The organism is Sphingomonas sp., assembly GCF_017744835.1.
GTDB lineage: Bacteria > Pseudomonadota > Alphaproteobacteria > Sphingomonadales > Sphingomonadaceae > Sphingomonas.
In genome coordinates this window covers 302,951-319,994 of record NZ_JAGIAM010000004.1, presented here as the reverse complement: position 1 = coordinate 319,994, position 17,044 = coordinate 302,951, and the positions used below count along the sequence as shown (strand labels likewise).

Here is a 17,044-nt window from a genome sequence, read left to right as displayed (position 1 = left end):
GGCGTGCGTGCTGGTAATCAGCCCCAATCGTTTGGATCGCGATTGTACGAAGGTCGCGCTATCCCGGGCCGAGGGGATGATCGTGGATGCGTGCGAGCACCCTGGCTCGCGGGTGGGAAGGCGTACCCCGGACGTGGTTGTCCTCCAGGATCCGCATCATGTGCCAAACTTGGGTTGGCTCACCTCCCAGTTGGGGGTGATCGCTGCTCACTGGAATGACGCGCACGTGCTGGTGCTTGGGAGTCAAAACACTTCGACTCTGGGTATCTGCCTCGACGCACGAGTACGCGCCCATCTTCCGCGTGAATCCGCGCCGGTTCAGGTAATCGCGGCAATCCGATTGGCGATGTCAGGTTTGTCCCTATATCCCGCCTCGCAGCTAGACCAGATCGGCGCCCTTGTGCGTGCGAATAGCGCGAGGGTCGGTTCGGCGGTGGCCGCGACAGCAGCGCACTTGCGCGCGCGGCCGGCGGGCCTCAAGCTGACGGCGCGTCAACTGGATGTGCTCCGGCTGCTCGTAACCGGGTTGGCAAAAAAGGAGGTCGCCAAATCGCTGTCCATCAGCGAGGGCGCGGTCCAGGTACATGTGCGCTCGATATTGAAGCGTATCGGCGCAAGCAATCGCTTGCAGTCCATGGATCGGTCCCACCCATCCGGGTGAAACGGGTCCGCGAGATCGGTCGCCTATACTGTCACGCCGGCAGGGCGATCCGTTCTGCATCGATCCGATCTTCAAATCCCGTCCGGGAAGCGTCACGTCACGCGTCGAAGACCAGCCGCGACGCGATCGGAAATCCGGCGTAGCCGCCTGTGGGATCCCACCGACTTCTCGAGACCCACCCCAGCGACTCCGGTCTTTGATGGTGCCAGCCGGTCTTCTTGATAATACTTAAGAGGTAGCGAGGATCGAACCAGCATGTGCACACATGCGCATAGTTTAAGAAAGCCTAAACATTCCAGATAGATGCCTCGCATTAAGAGCTGCCGATTTGAAATGTTTCTGTGATTCGACAGTGAATGTAAAATTGTGTAACGTCGAAATATTCGGTGGGGTCCAAGAAACATAGAATAATCATGGCGTGAGAGGTTGGTCTGCTCGCGACGCGTGAGATTTGTCTCGCGCGCCGGAGGCTCAGACAAAGGGGGTCTCAGGAATGAAGCCACCAATCCGCGTTGCCTTGCTGGGGCACAACTCGATCATCCGTGAAGGCCTCAGCCGGATATTGGCAGAGGCAAATTTCAACGTCACCCAATCGGTGGATAGCGCTTCCAGGCTTTCAGATGCCGAGGATGATCTCTTGATCATTGTCGATGGCGGATTCGAGGGCGATGACGCCGAGGGCATTACGCACCTGCGCGAGCAGCTCCCCAACACGAAGGTTGTCCTGCTCAGCGAGACATTCGATTTGCCTGCGATGGTCTGCGCGTTCCGCGCCGGCGTCCATGGGTATATCGTCAAGGAAATATCCTGTGAGCCTCTGATCGCTTCCCTGCGCCTCGTTGCGATGGGCGAGAAGGTGATGCCGTCCAATTTGGCCGACGTTCTCCCGCTCCACAGCGGAGGTAACCTCCACGAACGCGATCGCGAAACGCTGGCGAACGCGAATCTCTCTGCGCGGGAGCTCGAAATCCTGACCTTCCTCATCATGGGGTGCCCGAACAAGGTGATTTCCCGGCGCCTTTCGATCAGCGAGGCCACGGTGAAGGTTCACGTGAAGGGAATATTGCGCAAGCTGTGCGTGCGAAATCGTACGCAGGCGGCGATCCGCGCCGTAAACGCCGGCTTGGACTCCAACCTGGACAATGAGGATCCGGAATCCGGCGACGGCGCAGATGAGGATGAGCCGCGTGGCAAAGGCAAGCGTCGCGTAACCGGGCGCGATGGCCAGGGTGAGATGCTGCTCCCATTTTCGAGCCGAGAGCCCGAGGCGTGCGGCGATGCTGAGCTGAGGGCGGACCGATTCCGGTTAGGTGCCGTGCGATCGGCCGCATTCCTGATGGCTGCTGCCGGGTTGCAGTACTGGAACGCTCCTGGGCTGGGCTGGCTGTCCGCATGAGGACAGCGCGTCGCTTCTAAAGAGCGCGGCGAAGGCATTCCCGCGAGTTACGACGTGGAAACTCCCGGCAATTCCACCGGGCTGCCATCGCGCCCGTGTCGTCCCGGTCGAAGCTGAAGGACATCGCGTCGATCGCGCTGCCGGGAATGGGCACCCGGTCCACTTTCGCATTCGGATCCGTCCAACCGATGAACCTGCAGCGCAAGTGACCCGCGCATCGCGCTTGTGCTAGCTGCAGATAGCTGTCCGGATTGGCCGCTGGATCCAGCGCGACGAGGAACAGCCCAAATTCGGGCGGCGTGGTGGTTTTCGGGAGGCGTTCGCCCGCCGCGTCCGCCTTCATTGGTCTGTCGGCACTCGGGCCGAGGGGCAGCGCAAGGGAAGTTTGCGCAACAGCGGCGTCGGACGGCGCAGGCGACGGAGCTGCATGGGCGGGCGAGAGGAATTCCAGTCTGGCGATGCGCGGCTCGACACCGGCATAGGCGGACGAAAAATCCCGTGGCCGAACGCCCCTTGCCTGGAAGAACAAGTGCGTCCCGATGCGCGCGATCTTGTCGAGCCGATCACTCCAGGGCGGATGCACCCAGTCCGTGTGGTAGTGGGTAGCCTGGCCGACCGCCGAAGCGGTATAGCCATAGAGCGCCTCGGCAGCGACTTGTCGTGCCCGCTGCCATGCTTGATCCGAGGGGTGATAGCGGTCCAGCGACCCATCGCAGGTAAAGGTGAACTGACACCCTGTCTGTCGTTGGGCGCCCTCGAAGACGACTCCGCAGATGGAGGAGGGAAAGGCGGGGTGCCGCACGCGATTCAAGGCAACCTGCACCACGGCGCGTTGCCCGATGGCGTCGTCGCCTGCCTCATAATATGCCGCTGCCGCGAGACAGTCCTGCGCGCGCAGCCGGTCATCGGTCGTTCCGGTGATCAGAAAAGGCGTCGCCGGCAGCGCCAGCCCAGCCATCAGCGGAATGGCGGCATTGAGACGCCGCATGGCGTCGAACTCGCCTGCATGCTTCGCTGTCGAAATATAGTCGAGATAGCCTGTCGCAGCGGGCTCAAACCCGTCGTGCTCCAGCAGCAATGCCGAGCCAGTTGCACCCGGGTAGGGCGAGCGTTCGCGCAACATGGGGCGCATCGGGGCTATAGCCGGCGTGCTCAGCAGGGCCAGCAGGACCGCCGCAATTGCAGGTCTTGCCCCGCGCGACCTACGCCCGGTCCGCGCTGTCGGGGTCCCAGGCGCATGCCCGCGGTGCATTGTCCTAGCGAGCGGTCGCGCCGGGCCGCGCCGGATGCGCGGGGTCCCGGGACGTTAAGATGCCGATCGAATCATATTTCCGCTTCGGCCGCGCAAGGGCCGAGCGGGCGAGCAGGCGGAAGGATTGCGGGATCGAGTGGCGCTTGGCAGTGGCGGCGAAACCCCGCTTCGCCAACCGCGCGAATATCTCGCACTCCCATCCTCGCCACGTGGGCGTAAATACGCGCGTGAAGCCATTGTAGCGCCAGCCGACGACCCTCAGGCCATTTTGCTCGGCAATGCTTTGCAGCGCGTCGGGCGTGAAGAACCACAAATGCCGAGGTGCGTCGAACATCTCGGAGCACTGCCGAAAGGTCTCGAAGTGCAGGCAGCCTGCGTTGGGAACCTCGATATAGGCGAGGCCCCCGTCGGCCATGAGACTGCGTACGTTGCGCAGGGCGTGCACCGGATCGGTGCAATGCTCGAGCGAATGCGACATGATGACTAGGTCGAACCGCCGTCCGTCGATTGCCGGAGGCGGCGCCTCGGCCGTGCCTTCCAACACCTCCAGGCCCATCGAGGCCGCCAAGGCCCGCGATTTCGGGTCGGGATCCACACCCAGGACGACGAAGCCGAGGTCACGGAACGCCGCGAGCTTTTCGCCGTCGCCGCACCCGAGGTCGAGGATGGTTCCGCCCGCCGGCAGGGCGCGCGCGATCTCGACGCAGTCGAATGGGCAGGCCCGATCCGCGTGCCAGGCCAGCCGGACCAGGATTTTGTCGAGGACTCCCGGCGTGACCGGGCGCATGTGGGTCTCGCCGTGCGTATAATAGGCATCGACGTCGTAGAATCCGACAATCTCTTCCGGACGCGGCATGTTTGCGGATCGGCCGAGTCCGCAGCGGTCGCACCGAACGACATGCCCGAAGAGCGTCACTGCGTCCTTCTTCGCGTCGATCGGCATCGCTATCCAAGGACGCATCGCCTGAGAACAGATAGGACAGGTCATCGCGCGCCTCCCGCAAATAGCGTGCGCGACGGAGCGCCCGCTTTCTATCGGTGAAACCCGGCAGGCGAATTGCCCCATCCAGGCATCCGGTGGCGGCGATCGCCGAAATGGCCGCTTACAACGGCCGGACGGTGGGCGCGCTGTCAGCCGGCTTCTTGCCCGCCCGCCGTGTGGCGACCAGCAAGGGTTCAAATCGCCTCAGCCATGATTGCAGGGACCTATCGACCAGCACGAAGGTTGCGATCGCGATGCCGACGGCGAGCAGCAGCATTGCGAGGGCCAACGCGCCATCGCTCGTCGCATTGCGCCCAGACCAGCGCTCGAGAAACGTGATCAGCGGCCGGTGAACGAGGTAGAGCGCGAAGGACGCCTCGCCGAGCCTTTGAAGAACCGGACTTCGCAACCACTGCGCCAAAACGCCGCGCCCGTACGCAAACACCAGGATCAGTGCAGCCATTGGGGGCAGGAAAGCGAGCTGATATCGGAAGGCCAATGGAATGGCGAACCACTCGACCGAGACCATTGTCGCCCCGATGGTGAGGACCAGGAGCGCCTCGACCCAGCCGGTCGCCCAGGAATATCCGACTCCCGCGCGCCAGGCGCGGCACAGCAGGATGCCTGCGACGAATTCGAGCAGTCGGGTGAGCGGAAAGGCATAGAAGAGCCAATCGACGAAAGGAGAATAGCCATCGACCACGGATGCCGCGACACAGGCGCCCGCGATGATTATGATCGCGCCGGCAAGAAAGGCCTGCTGCAGCATTCGCGCGTCCACCCTCACGAGAAGGGGGAAGAGCAGGTAGAAGAACAGCTCGTTCGAAAGGCTCCACGACGGTCCGTTGAGCGAGTAGTGGACGAGCGGGTCGGGGAACCAGCTGTGCAGCAGCGCGAGGTTGAGCGGCACGGCGCGCCATACCGGCAAGTCGTGGCGGATCGCGAGATAGCCGAGAAATGCACCGGCTGCCATCAAGTGAAGCGGGAATATCCTGGCGGCCCGGCGGTACAGATAGATCGCGACGGGGATTTCGCCTCGTTGCAGTGTCTGCTCATAGGCGTGGGTGAGGATGAATCCGGAGAGAATGAAGAAGAAGGTGACGCCGCAAGCGCCTTGCCGAAAGAAAAGATCGTAGAGCTCGCGTAGAAACGGGCTGTTGCTCCGCTCGAGGAAAGCCAAGTGCGAAAAAAACACCAGGAGCGCCGCAAGGAAGCGCAGCGAAGTCAGCTGGGCCAGTGGTGCGGCTCGAGCGTCGGACATAGTCAAGGCAATGCGGGTGCCAGCAGCTCCAGATAGCGGCTGGCGGATGTGCGGGTCGTGAACTGTTCCAGCCATGAGGCCGGCACAGGCGCCGGCCTCGCACGCAAAAGGTCGAGCATGGCCTCGGCAAGCATTTCCGGATCCTCGACGCGAACGAGCCGTCCGAAACGACCGCCGTCGAGCGCCTCGGCAGGGCCGGAAGGGCAGTCGGTCGCGATGACCGGCGTGCCCAGCGCCATGGCCTCGACGACGACGTTCGCCAGGCTCTCGAAGCGGGACGACAATACGAGCAGCTTAGCCTTCGCGGTATAGGCATGGGGGTTCGGCGCGAAGCCGGGCAGCGATACGTCGTTGGAGAGGCCTAGCCTGTCGATCATGGCGCTCAGCATCTCGCGCTCGCCGCCGTCCCCCAGAATGACGAGTCGACAGCGCATCTGCTGTCGTACGTGCCAAAAGGCCGAGATGAGCGTGCCGAAATCCTTTTGATGCTCCAGCCGGCCGATCGCGATGACCACCGGCACGTCGGGATCGTGGAACCAGGCATGGTCGACGGGCGCCTTGCCAGACTCGATCAGGCCGTCGTTCACGATTGGATTGTAGATGCATGTGATCCTTCGCGGGTCGATGTTGATCACTTTGGCGAGATCCGTGGCTGTGCCCTTCGAAACAGCCACGATGTTGTCCGCAAAGGGATAGAGAAAATGCGCCAGCGGAAAGAACCAGTAGCGGGCCTGCCAGGGCTTGGCGTTCTCATGGTCCACCGATGGAAAGCAGTGCTCCGTCAGCATCAGGCGGAATCTGAAGCCGGCGAACCATCGCACCACGATGGCGCAGAGATTGGGAAATCCAAAGCCGGTGCACATCACCGCCTGGGGGCGCATCTTGCGCAGGAACGCACGCAGCTTGACCAGCCGAGCGATCATGCCCTTGGCACCCAGCACCACATAGGGAACCCCCTCAGGTACCAGGTCCTTGAACGGCGAATAGGGATTGTCGACATCGACCAGGATCAGTGGGCGGAGTCCTCGGGAAAGGAACTCTTCCGCAAGGTTGAACACCACGCGGTCGACTCCCCCGTTGTAGAGCGAGCGGGCGTAGAAGACGATGTGCGGTGCTTCGATCTTTTCCATGACCAGCCTTCAAACAACCTGAGAGAGTGGCACCGGCATCAGGGCGGCTCGCGACACACGGAGCCGGTGCCGTCCGGAAGCTTCGTGCAGAATGGCGGCGACGTGCCTGGCTTTCACCGCCCAGTCGTGGCCTTCGCGCTCGAGGTGGCTGCGGCCGGCGCGTCCCAGCGCGCGGCGCAGATCGGGAGAGGCAGCGAGGCGGCGCATCGCCGCTGTCAGTCCGTCGACAAAAGCGCGCTCCGACGTCGGGGGAACGAGGATCGCGCAGTCGCTGCCGGCATATTGGGCAGCCCCGCCCCACTCGGTGGCGATTACCGGGACGCCAACCGCCATTGCCTCCATCATGGCGATACCGCCGCACTCGCGAAGCGAAGGCGACACGTAGGCGTCCGCTTCGTGCAACAGCGCGATATAGCGCTCCAGCGGAACACGCCCGTGCATTACCACGCAGTCCGATATGCCTTCGGCCTGTATCAATTCCTCGATCCTGCCGAACAACTCGCCGTCGCCGACGAGGTCGAGACGGACGCCGCCCTCGCGAGCCAAGGGGACGAATGCGCGGACAAGATAGTCGATGCCCTTCCAGTCGACGAAGCGGCCGCAGAAGATGAAGGACATGGTCCCGCCAGGCTCCGAGCGGGCACTGCGCGGCCGCCAACGGCCGAGATCCACCGCGCTTTCCATGACCTCACGGACCTCGCCGCGCATGCCCGGCGGCAACGCCATGCGGGTGCGACGGTTGGCCACGAGCAACACGGCCGCATCGCGTTTGCCCCGGAACAGGCAATGCAGAACGCGTGACCCGTAGCGCGTTCCTGCGATAGCGAGCCGTACCAAACGGCCGTCCATCTTCCGGAATGCGGGCGGCAAGTCCATCCCGCCGCTCATCGGACCGATGACCACCGGTGCACCGACCCTATGCATGAAGCTTATCGCTTTCACGGCAATTGGGGCGGGTTGGAAGACGACGTCTGCACCGTCCCGGGCGACGTGCTCCTTCACCATCCGCCGCATGCGCAATTGCGTAAGGAGCTGGATAAGCTGGTTGAAGATCAGGTCTTCGACGCGGTGCGGAAAGATCCCTCCAATACGGAACAACATCTTCTGGAGTGGGCCGTCACTGACGAAGGTGAAGCGAGCGAACAACTCGGGGTCAAGCTCCGCCTGGAGCTGCTTGCGCGTCCGTGCGTGGCAAATGACGTGCACCTCATGGCCCAGTGCAAGAAAATTGGTCAAATAGTAGTAAGGCAAAATGGTTTCACCGCTCATGTTGCGAGAAACATTTTCCGCAACCATGATTATCTTGAGCCGATTGGTGCCAAGATGCGGCGTGTCTGTCACATCTACCTCGCTTTGCTTGCAGTGGCCTTGGGATCGTACCAGCGCGCGCTCGTCCCCGCCATGCATCCATTCCGGTGGGTAGTTCTGGGAGGTGCCCCGCTCACCTCGCCGCTCGCGCAAGAGGGCGCGATGTCTCGGCTTGGCAGAATTCCGCCACGATGGAGACGGCGTTGTCCACGTGGCGCACCGCCAGATCCGGATAGAGCGGCAGGCAAAGCACGCGTCGCGCGAAGTCGCGCGCCACCAGCAGCTCGGCCGCCGCTGAAGGCACATGCCGGTAGACGGCGTGATCGGTTACCAAGGGCCAGAAATAGGGACGCGAATGGATCCCCGCGGCAAGCAGCCGGGCGCAAAGCGCGTCGCGCTGGTCGGCGATCCTTTCCCCCAGGAGCATCGGGAAATAGGAATGATTGGGTTGCCATCCCGCCTCCGGCTCGAAGAGTTCGATGTCCTCGAGCGATCGCAGCGTGGCCGCGTACCGCGCCGCGATCGCCCCGCGCCTGGAGATCGCCTCGTCGACGTATTTCAGCTGAAGCAGGCCGAACGCAGCTTGAACCTCGTTCATCTTCGCATTGGTGCCTATCGCGTCCACCGAATACGTGTCGGTGAAGCCGAAATTGCGCAATTGCGCGATCCGCCTTTTGGTGCGCACATCGGGGCATATCACTGCGCCGCCTTCGAACGTGTTGAACACCTTGGTCGCGTGAAAGCTGACGCAGGCCGCGTCGCCCGATCGCAGCAGGCTTTCGCCGTCGCGGCGCACACCGAATGCCTGGGCCGCGTCATAGACCACCTTGAGGGAGTGCCTTTCGGCAATGGCGGCGATGCGGTTCGTCTGGCACGGATGGCCGAAGCAATGCACCGGAAGGATGGCGCTGGTGTCGCTTGTGATCGCCTGCTCGATCTTTGCCGGATCCAGGTTGCCTGTTCGGGGATCGATGTCCACGAAAACGGGCCGCAGATTGCAGGCGCGCAGTGCGTGGGCCGTTGCGACGAAGGTGAATGGCGTCGTGATAACCTCGCCCTGCAGATCGAGCGCCTGGAAGGCCATCTGGAGCGCGGTGGTCCCGTTCGAAGTCAGGGCGAGGTGATCCACGCCGAGATGCACGGCGAGCTCCGCTTCCAGCTGTTCGTGAAAAGGACCGCAATTAGTCAGCCAGCGGTTTTTCCATATTTGCTCCAGGTAAGGCTGGAATTCCTCCAGTGGCGGCAGAAACGGCCGCGTCACCGGGGCCTCATCGAGGTCGACAGGCGGCGCGCGGGCCGGGATCGCTGAGGCGACTTCGGCCGACTCTGCCTGTCGTGCGTTATCGCTGGGTGTCAACCGGCGTCGTCCCGCAGCAACCCTCGTCAATTCCATGTCCGCCTCCCTGCCTATATGGCGAAGGATATGCCGCGGCGCCGTCCGGCGTCAGACTGCGTTGCCCGCACCGATTCTTCGGTGGTGAGTTCTCCCCACCCTGATGCTTTGGCCGGTCGCGTTAGTAGGCATTGGGATGCGCGAGCACGCCGATTGTCGCGGCAAGAATCCGGATGTCGCGCCACAGCGACCAGCCAACCAGATACTCGAGATCCGCCTGGATACGGTTCACGATCGCCGCGCGCGTATCGGTGGCGCCGCGATAGCCGCGGACCTGCGCCAGGCCGGTCAGTCCCGGCTTGGCAGCGTGGCGAAGCCAGTAGCGCTCGTCCACCACCCAGAACAGCTCATCGCCCGCTTTCGACCCCACTGCGTGCGGGCGTGGCCCAACGATGCTCATGCTGCCGGCAAGCACGTTGAGCAACTGCGGGAGCTCATCGATACTCGTGCTGCGAAGGAAAGCGCCAATGCGGGTGATCCGGGGGTCGCCGCGAACGGCGGACTTTGTGCCCCGAAGGTCGAGCGCCTCCACGCGCATCGTCCGGAACTTGTAGAGGTCGAAGAAGCGATTCCCATGGCCTATGCGCCGCTGGACAAAGAACACCGGACCGCCGTCCTCGAGCTTGATAGCGACCGACACCAAGGCGAGAGCCAGGAACAGGAGGGGAAGCAGCCAGAGCACCGTGACCAGGTCGAACGCCCGTTTCAGGACGCGCTCGTGCAGCGCTAGCTGGCCCATGGCGACGCATGCGGAAAGAAGGCCATGCTGCCGGTTTATGCTCAGCACGCCGAGGGCATCGAACTCGGGCAGCAGGATCTCGACGTCGGCGCCCAGCCCTCTGAGTGCAGTGATCCAGCGCTGCCGATCCGTCCTGCACGCGACCAATACGCGGTCGGCGCGGCCGATCGCGCGTCCGAGGGAATCGAGAGCTTGGGGAGAGTCCAGGTTGCAGGCGCCTTTGAACGGCCTCGCATCGACGATCGGGTGCCCAAGATGGGCGACTTCGGCGGGGGTGTCCGAGAGCACGACGATTTCGATCGGCCCATCGGGCAGAAGGCGTGATGCCAGCTGATGCGCCAAATGCCGCACGATCACGACTCCCGTGCCGGAAAATGCCATGCCCAGCGCCAACACGCCCTTGGCGAACTGCGCATTGAATGTCCCTGCAATGGCCACGATGGTGAGTGCAGACAGGAGCAAAGCGCAAAGCGCGAGCCGAAGCCCGCGCTTCCAGCTCTGCAGTGAGGTCAGGCCATAGGCGCCGAACTGGAAAGTCACTCCGGCGTGCAGTGGCAACAGCACGAAGAGCAGACCCGTTACGTCAAGCCCACCGGCGGGAGCGGGCCAGATGCGACCGGCGAGGTAAAAGCCGAGGAGCAACGCCGACGCTTCCCCGAGCGCGGTCACCAAATAGAGCTGGAAGCGGCGGTGGGCCTTGCAGCGAGACGCGCGCCGATCGACGGAGCGCACGGTCGCAAGCCCGAGCAAGCGGCGCACCGCATTGTGCGCGGATGAATGCGTGATCATAGCGCACTCGACCAGGCGTGCCGTGGTCGCCGCGCGACGGGTCCGGCCGCGGAAGGCCCAAGACGGGCCAATGATGAAGCGCAACGCTCAGCCATCGGCCGCTGGAACGACTGAGTCGGTCGCCGGGACAACGTACCGGGGCGCCGGACGCCGCAGCCTCCGCGCCACTACCATCGCCGGGTACACGAGAACGGCGATCGCGAGAAAGGTGAGTGTGGGCAGCAACCACAATACGAGCGCGGCTCGGAACAATGTCATATCGGCCTCCAGCGATACGATCATTTTCACCTGCCAAGCCGTGGGGACCATTCGGGGGATCGGGATCAAAGACTCGACTAGTCAAAAAAGCTTGGGAAAACTGGGAATGTTTCCCGAGAAATCCTCAGGCCATGCTGGCGCCGCCAACTTCGGGCGAAAGGGCGGGAATGACGAAGGGTGAAGGTGCTCCAAGGGTCGGGCGTGGGCCGTCATCTTCGGGGCAAGCTCGAAAGGATCGTTCGGGCGCCCAGGCCTTGCCTGGGGTGTCCGCGGTGCCCGCGCGCATTGCCTATCTGACGAATGTCTATCCGAAGGTCAGCCACAGCTTCATTCAAACGGAAATCGCTGCGCTCGAACGGGCCGGAGTCGAGATCACCCGCTTCACGATCCGGCGGGCTCCCGGGAAGCCCAGTGACGCGGAGGCGTGCGTCGAGCTCGAACGGACGATCCCGCTGCTGGGCGGCAATATGAGAGGGCTGTTGGTGGGTGTCGTGCGCCGCTTTTGGAGACGGCCAGGAGGCACGCTCGCGGCGCTGGTCCAGGCGCTCGCGGGTCCGGGTGCCGGCCACGGGGGGGCGAGCCGCCTTATCCGCGCCTGCGCCTATTTTGCCGAGGCGGCGTTGCTCGCCGACGAGCTCGAGCGTCGCCAGCTTCGGCACCTCCATGTCCACTTCGGGACCAACCCCGTCAGCGTGGCGCGCCTCGCCTGTCGGATGGCGACAATCAGCTACAGCTTTACCGCGCACGGCCCCGACGAGTTCGATGCGCCCCTCGGCCTCGACCTTGCGGGCAAGATCGCCGACGCGGCGTTCGTGGTGGGCGTTTCCAGCTTTGGACGCGGCCAGCTCATGCGCTGGTCCCACCCAAAGGATTGGCCGCGTATCCATCTCGTCCGATGCGCCGTCGCACCGATCTATCTGGCTGGGCCCATGGCAGCCAAATATCCGCGCCGTTTTGTTTGCGTAGCGCGATTGAGTGCGCAGAAGGGGCTACCGTTGCTCCTGCAGGCGGTCGCTGCCCTTCCCGCGAGCGCAGACTTTTCCCTCGACATCATCGGCGACGGCGAACAGCGACGATCGCTTGAGGAGCAGATCGAGCGCTTGGGTTTGCTCGGGCGTGTCAATCTCCTCGGCTGGCGATCGCCGGCGGAGGTCGTGCGGGAGATTGCATTGGCGCGTGCGCTGATATTGCCCAGCTTCGCAGAGGGTCTGCCCGTCGTGCTCATGGAGGCTCTCGCGCTGGGGCGGGCGGTGATCGCCACCGCTGTGGCAGGGATTCCGGAGCTGGTCGACGAGGAAACCGGCTGGCTGATCCCGGCCGGTTCGGTGGAAGCCTTGACGCTCGCGTTGCTGCGCGCGCTCGACGCTTCGCCCGAGCAGCTGCGCGCGATGGGCGCTGCGGGGCAGGCGCGCGTACGTTCCTTGCATGATCCCGATGCAAATGCGCGGGCTCTCGCTGCACTGCTCCTGCCATGCCTTCGCGCAGGGAGCGCGTTGAGCGCTCGGCTTCGTGCAGAGGTGGTTCCCCAGCTATAGTCGCGCAGGTGGGACCAGTCGGAGGATGGTCGGCAATTTCCGCCGCCACAGCGCTGCGCTACGTTGACGAGGGGAAAGGCTTGCCGAGAGGCGCGCAATCTCGCGGCGAGGCATACCCGTGCGCTCGCATAAGAAGGGGTGACGGGGCCGGTGCGAGAAATAGCTGTAGAACAGCGCGATCCGATCCCCGTGCGTGGCGGGCTTGCCGCGGTGGAAGAAGCGAGCGGTGTCAACGAAGATCACGGTACCTGCCGGACCCTCGCAACTGATGACGTCCTTGGCGAAGTTGGCACCAAAACGCCGCTCCAGATCTTCATTGTCTGCGAGGCCGTAGACGAATCCGTCCGCGTCGCTCTGCGTCGAATCCTTTCTTGAGATCAGCTCGAACGGGCCGTTGTTGCCGTCCACGTCGTGAAGGTAGATCGCGACCTTGAGCATCTTTCGGTCTTCCCAGTCGCGATGCCATCGCCGTGTCGACACTTCGCGCCCGTCGGCAACGGTGTAGTTTATGCACACGCCATCATAGGCAGCGGGCAGCCCTATATAAGCCTCTGCGATGTCCAGCAGGCGATCCTGAAGCCCCCAGGAGAATAGCAGTGGGTGAGCAGCGACTGTCTCGGGAGGCACGTAGAGGAACGCCTGTCCTTTGGAGAGGCGCGCATGTGCTTCCGGAGCGAACGCGCCCCCCAGCGCAGCGGCGATCCTGGTGATTTCGTCGCTCCCGGTCAGGCCGAGCGCGCCCAGCGTCGTTACGAAGACCCCGTCGCGCTCCAGACCTGCCACGATTTCGGAATCCTTGCGCGCCAGGAACGGAAGATGCGCGCGGTTGTCGGCAAGCGCGCGGCGATGACGGCGGCCAAGGAGCGGGCGCACGACCCCATGATTGCATATGCGCAAGGCGGAGCGGGCAGGGAGGTCGCGCAACCAGGCCCCGATCCTCCGCCCCGTGCCAGCAAGCCTTGCCACCAGCTTTTCCAAAGCGCCGGGACTTTGCGCCGCCGTACCGGCGGTCTCACCGGCGATGGCCATGATCCCCTCCTCTCCCAAGGCGTCGCTGTCGCGCGTCACGGCGCCGCATCAAGAGGCGTCTCCTGCCGCGATGCGCTTCTCTCCCGGTCCGTAATAGCCGTGGCCCACTCCCGCGTTCGGATTCCAGAGCGATTTGTTGAGAACCGCGCAGATCACCGGGGTAGGGCTCAGCGCCTTCATCGCGGACAGGAGCGCGCGCTTCGATGTTCGGCCCTCCTCGACGACCATTATCGCGCCATCGACCACCCTTTTTACGAGCATGATGTCATCGATCAGTGCGGGTGGCGCGTCGACCAGGCAGATAGGTTGCTCCTCGCGGGCACGAATCTCCTCGAAGAATTGCTCCAGCCGTGGACTCGCGAGCAGCCTCTCTGGCGCATTGCGTGCCCGTCCAACCGCATGGATCGCAAGATCGTAGCCGCGGACCCCGATCGCGCTCTCCGCTAGCGACACGTCTCCGCTCAGGAAGTCGTCGATGCCTGGGTTATATCCCGGCAATCCGAGCCGGTCGGTGATCGAAGGACGACGAAGATCCAGCTCCACAAGGACGGTTGGCGCGATACGGCTGATCGCCGCGGCAAGGTTGGTGGCGATGTGCGTCTTGCCATTGCCAGGTTCAGCTGAAGTCACTGCGAATATCCGCTGTCTGGTCTCCCAGGCATGTTTCAGCAGTTGCGAGCGCATGCCGAAAAACGGATGGGCGCGCACGTCGGCGCGATCAAACGCCAGCACCATATTGGCCGCGAGCACTTCCGGCGAAAGCTTGTAGCTCACGCCGGCCGCGCGCGCGCGTTTGGCCGGATCCATGATGGTAAGGTGGCGGCCGATGGGGGAATCAGCCGACATGGTTCGAACTCCCCGTCGAACGCCACACGCGGCCAAGCATATTCAGCGGCCACGGGGGTGCGCGCAGCGCAGGAACGACTCCCAATGGCGGGCTGCCCATCAATCGCGCAAGCGCCGCCTCGCCGTGGATCGTGCCGCGTAGAAATTCGAGCACGAGGACAAGGAACGCTGCTGCACAGGCGCCACCGATGAGACCGGTCAACAGAACCGCGGACGGATTGGGCCCGAGCGCTTCATACGGAAAGCTTGGTTCATCGACGACGGAGAATCGCTCGCCCTTGTCTTCGGTCTGGAGGTTGGCGGCGACCTGCGCTTCTAGCTGCTTCTCTCGCAGCTCCTCATACTGCCCTTTCATATTGTCGTACTCGCGATCGACCGTGGCCAACTCGTATGAAGCTTGGGGTGCCAGGCTCGCTCGTCGGTCCAATTCGGAAATCGCGACGATCAGCTCCGCGCGGCGACCCGCGAGCATCTGGATCCGTGAGCGACCCGCAGCGACTTCGCGTTCGATCGCGCTTCCGCCTTCGGAAGGCGGATCCCGAAGCGCCGCGCGATGCCGTGCGACGGCTTCGCGGGCAGCGATCACTTCGGGGAAGTCGTCCGCGTACACGGCGGAAAGTTGCGCGAGACGCTCCTCCGCCCGCGCCACGGCCTCGTTGCCGGGACGTGGTGCTTGCGACAACTCGCGTTCACGGGCAGCCAGCATGCCATTTTGCTGCATCAGGCCCTGGGTTTCGGAATCGATCCGCGACACTTCGGCCCGCAGCGCGGCCTCGGACTGGGTGCTCAGCGCGACCTGGTTCGGGAGAGCCCCCGCGTATTTGGCCTCGATCTCCCGTTTCGAGCCCTCCAGCCTGGTAAGCTGGCGCATGAGTTCGTCGGCGCGCCGCCCCAGAAATGTCGCCGTTCCCACCGCCTGCTCCGTACGGGTGCGCTTGTCTTCCCGTAGAAAACGGTCAGTGAGCTCGCGGGTGACGACCTGCGCGACAGCAGGGTCGCGATAGGCGAAGGACAAGGTGAAGGCGATCGTGCGGCCGGTACCGGCATCCGCCTGCGTGGCGCCCACGAGGTCCACATGGATGGCATCCCGCATGATGCTCAGGACGTCGTCGATCGGCATCCTCTTTTGCTCTTCCGCGTAAAGCGCTTGTTCGCGGATGATGGATGCGAGACTCTCCCTGCTGACGATCTGCTGGCGGATTTTCGCAATCCGTTCGTTAGCGACATTGGTGAGGGGCGAAGCGACAAGTGTCGTCGGTATCTGCTGTGAATCGATCAGCAGGGTTGCTGACGATCGAAAGGACGGCGCCTGCATCTTGAGGAAGACCGCGGCGATAAGCAGCCCCGCCGCTGCCGGCAGGACCAGCCAATAGCGACGTCGAAAAAGGATCGCGAGGATCTCGCGCGGGTCTATGACCAGCCCATCATTTTCGAGGTCTGGATTCATCTGCGATTTCCCCGAATGCTGATTCCGACCTCGAGCACGAGCGCTTCGTTGCGCTCTCCGGTGAGCGATCGCCGGCAAAAATAGCCTACCGCTCCAATGAGCGAGAGCACGCCCGTCAAGCGGCGCTCGAAAGTTCCGGATAGGCGCAACGCAGTGGCACGGCCCGCCCCGCGCGACATACTGGTGGTCCGATAGTCCGTAACGAGCCCCAGGCTGCTACGCTCGCTGATCTGGCGCCTGAACGTCCCTCCGACGTAAAGCTGGCGTTGGAGGCCGCCAAAGCCGCTGATCTCGCTCTGAATCGACGCCGAAAGGCAGGCATCGGTCGACGGCGGGCGATAGCACAGGCTGGTGCTGCCTGCGATGCGCGGCCCTTCGCCGCCGGCGAGCGCGTCCGCCCATTCGGCGCCAACTTGGCCGTTCACGCTCACGCCGGGGCCAAGCTCATGCTCGATGGTGGCGCGCATGGATCGGGCTGAAACGGTGCCACTGGCCGTCGCCTGGGTCCGCGTCACATCGGCGTGCAGACCCAGTGATGTGGTTTCGCTCAGGCGCCGGCTGAAGTCGACATCACCGTTCAGGGCCCGCGTGGGCACCAGCAGCTTGGAATCGGGATAATCGAGGCTCTCCCAACCAACTGAGGTCGTCACCGAGGTAAGTGCATCGGGGCTCCAATCCAGCGATGCCCGGGCGGAAAAAGTCTCCCGAAGCGAGATCGAATCGATCGCAAAGTCGGCGCTGTCGGTAAGCGCGTCTGTGGGGAACTCGCGAGCATAAGCGAGGCGTGCGTCGAGCGACAGATATTCGCTGTCGCGGTGGCGCATCCGCAATTGCGCACGACCGTTGAAGAAGCCGCCATAGCGGGTCAGATATTGACGATGGACAATCGCCGCCGATGCTTCGAGCGAGGTCGCGGGGGCAAGCGACCATTGGATTTCGGGGCGCGCGGCCATCTCCACTGCCATGGCCGCCCGGTGTCCGCCTCCGAGCAGGAACGGATCGTTGGACACGATCAATT

Annotated in this window: 14 protein-coding genes; 3 read left to right on the top strand and 11 right to left on the bottom strand. The window is 63.7% G+C overall.

Annotation, left to right across the window (positions count from 1 at the left end; translation table 11 throughout):
• Positions 1 to 76 precede the first annotated feature (76 nt).
• Complete coding sequence (locus tag J7500_RS14305) at positions 77 to 661, top strand: LuxR C-terminal-related transcriptional regulator (RefSeq protein ID WP_294062498.1); 585 nt, start codon at positions 77 to 79, stop codon at positions 659 to 661.
• A 493-nt stretch (positions 662 to 1,154) separates the two neighbouring features.
• Positions 1,155 to 2,057, top strand: a complete 903-nt coding sequence (locus J7500_RS14300) for a response regulator transcription factor (RefSeq protein ID WP_294062497.1) — start codon at positions 1,155 to 1,157, stop codon at positions 2,055 to 2,057.
• Between the two features lie 16 nt (positions 2,058 to 2,073).
• Here J7500_RS14300 and J7500_RS14295 read toward each other — a convergent pair whose 3' ends face one another.
• The 7 genes from J7500_RS14295 to J7500_RS14265 form a co-directional block, all read right to left on the bottom strand.
• Positions 2,074 to 3,180 carry a cell wall hydrolase gene (locus J7500_RS14295; RefSeq protein WP_294062496.1) on the bottom strand — a complete coding sequence of 369 codons (1,107 nt, stop codon included), beginning with the start codon at positions 3,178 to 3,180 and terminating at the stop codon, positions 2,074 to 2,076.
• 133 nt (positions 3,181 to 3,313) lie between these two features.
• A complete protein-coding gene (locus J7500_RS14290) occupies positions 3,314 to 4,252 on the bottom strand; it encodes a class I SAM-dependent methyltransferase (protein ID WP_294062494.1) in 939 nt (312 codons plus the stop codon).
• A gap of 160 nt (positions 4,253 to 4,412) precedes the next feature.
• Positions 4,413 to 5,552, bottom strand: a complete 1,140-nt coding sequence (locus tag J7500_RS14285; RefSeq protein WP_294062492.1) for an acyltransferase — start codon at positions 5,550 to 5,552, stop codon at positions 4,413 to 4,415.
• A gap of 2 nt (positions 5,553 to 5,554) precedes the next feature.
• Positions 5,555 to 6,682 (bottom strand): glycosyltransferase, encoded by a 1,128-nt coding sequence (locus tag J7500_RS14280; RefSeq protein ID WP_294062490.1) that lies wholly within the window; start codon positions 6,680 to 6,682, stop codon positions 5,555 to 5,557.
• A 9-nt stretch (positions 6,683 to 6,691) separates the two neighbouring features.
• Positions 6,692 to 8,023, bottom strand: coding sequence for a glycosyltransferase family 4 protein (locus tag J7500_RS14275; protein ID WP_294062489.1), 1,332 nt, complete (start codon positions 8,021 to 8,023; stop codon positions 6,692 to 6,694).
• 100 nt (positions 8,024 to 8,123) lie between these two features.
• On the bottom strand, positions 8,124 to 9,383 hold the full coding sequence (locus J7500_RS14270; RefSeq protein WP_294062487.1) for a DegT/DnrJ/EryC1/StrS aminotransferase family protein: 1,260 nt from the start codon (positions 9,381 to 9,383) through the stop codon (positions 8,124 to 8,126).
• Positions 9,384 to 9,504: 121 nt separating this feature from the next.
• Positions 9,505 to 10,911: a sugar transferase gene (locus tag J7500_RS14265; protein ID WP_294062486.1), complete on the bottom strand. Its 1,407-nt coding sequence runs from the start codon at positions 10,909 to 10,911 to the stop codon at positions 9,505 to 9,507.
• 530 nt (positions 10,912 to 11,441) lie between these two features.
• On the opposite strand from J7500_RS14265, the gene J7500_RS14260 reads away from it, so the two are divergent.
• Complete coding sequence (locus J7500_RS14260; RefSeq protein WP_294062485.1) at positions 11,442 to 12,704, top strand: glycosyltransferase; 1,263 nt, start codon at positions 11,442 to 11,444, stop codon at positions 12,702 to 12,704.
• On the opposite strand, the gene J7500_RS14255 is transcribed toward J7500_RS14260, so the two are convergent.
• The 4 genes from J7500_RS14255 to J7500_RS14240 are packed head-to-tail and all read right to left on the bottom strand — an operon-like array spanning position 12,699 to position 17,036.
• Entirely contained in the window at positions 12,699 to 13,733 is a 1,035-nt protein-coding gene (locus J7500_RS14255; RefSeq protein ID WP_294062484.1) for a hypothetical protein, read from the bottom strand. The two genes, J7500_RS14260 and J7500_RS14255, sit on opposite strands and share 6 nt — an antisense overlap.
• A gap of 48 nt (positions 13,734 to 13,781) precedes the next feature.
• Positions 13,782 to 14,579 carry a CpsD/CapB family tyrosine-protein kinase gene (locus J7500_RS14250; protein WP_294062482.1) on the bottom strand — a complete coding sequence of 266 codons (798 nt, stop codon included), beginning with the start codon at positions 14,577 to 14,579 and terminating at the stop codon, positions 13,782 to 13,784.
• Positions 14,569 to 16,026 carry a lipopolysaccharide biosynthesis protein gene (locus J7500_RS14245; RefSeq protein WP_294062481.1) on the bottom strand — a complete coding sequence of 486 codons (1,458 nt, stop codon included), beginning with the start codon at positions 16,024 to 16,026 and terminating at the stop codon, positions 14,569 to 14,571. Before J7500_RS14245 ends, J7500_RS14250 begins: the two co-directional genes overlap by 11 nt.
• Complete coding sequence (locus tag J7500_RS14240) at positions 16,023 to 17,036, bottom strand: hypothetical protein (protein ID WP_294062480.1); 1,014 nt, start codon at positions 17,034 to 17,036, stop codon at positions 16,023 to 16,025. Before J7500_RS14240 ends, J7500_RS14245 begins: the two co-directional genes overlap by 4 nt.
• Positions 17,037 to 17,044 lie beyond the last annotated feature (8 nt).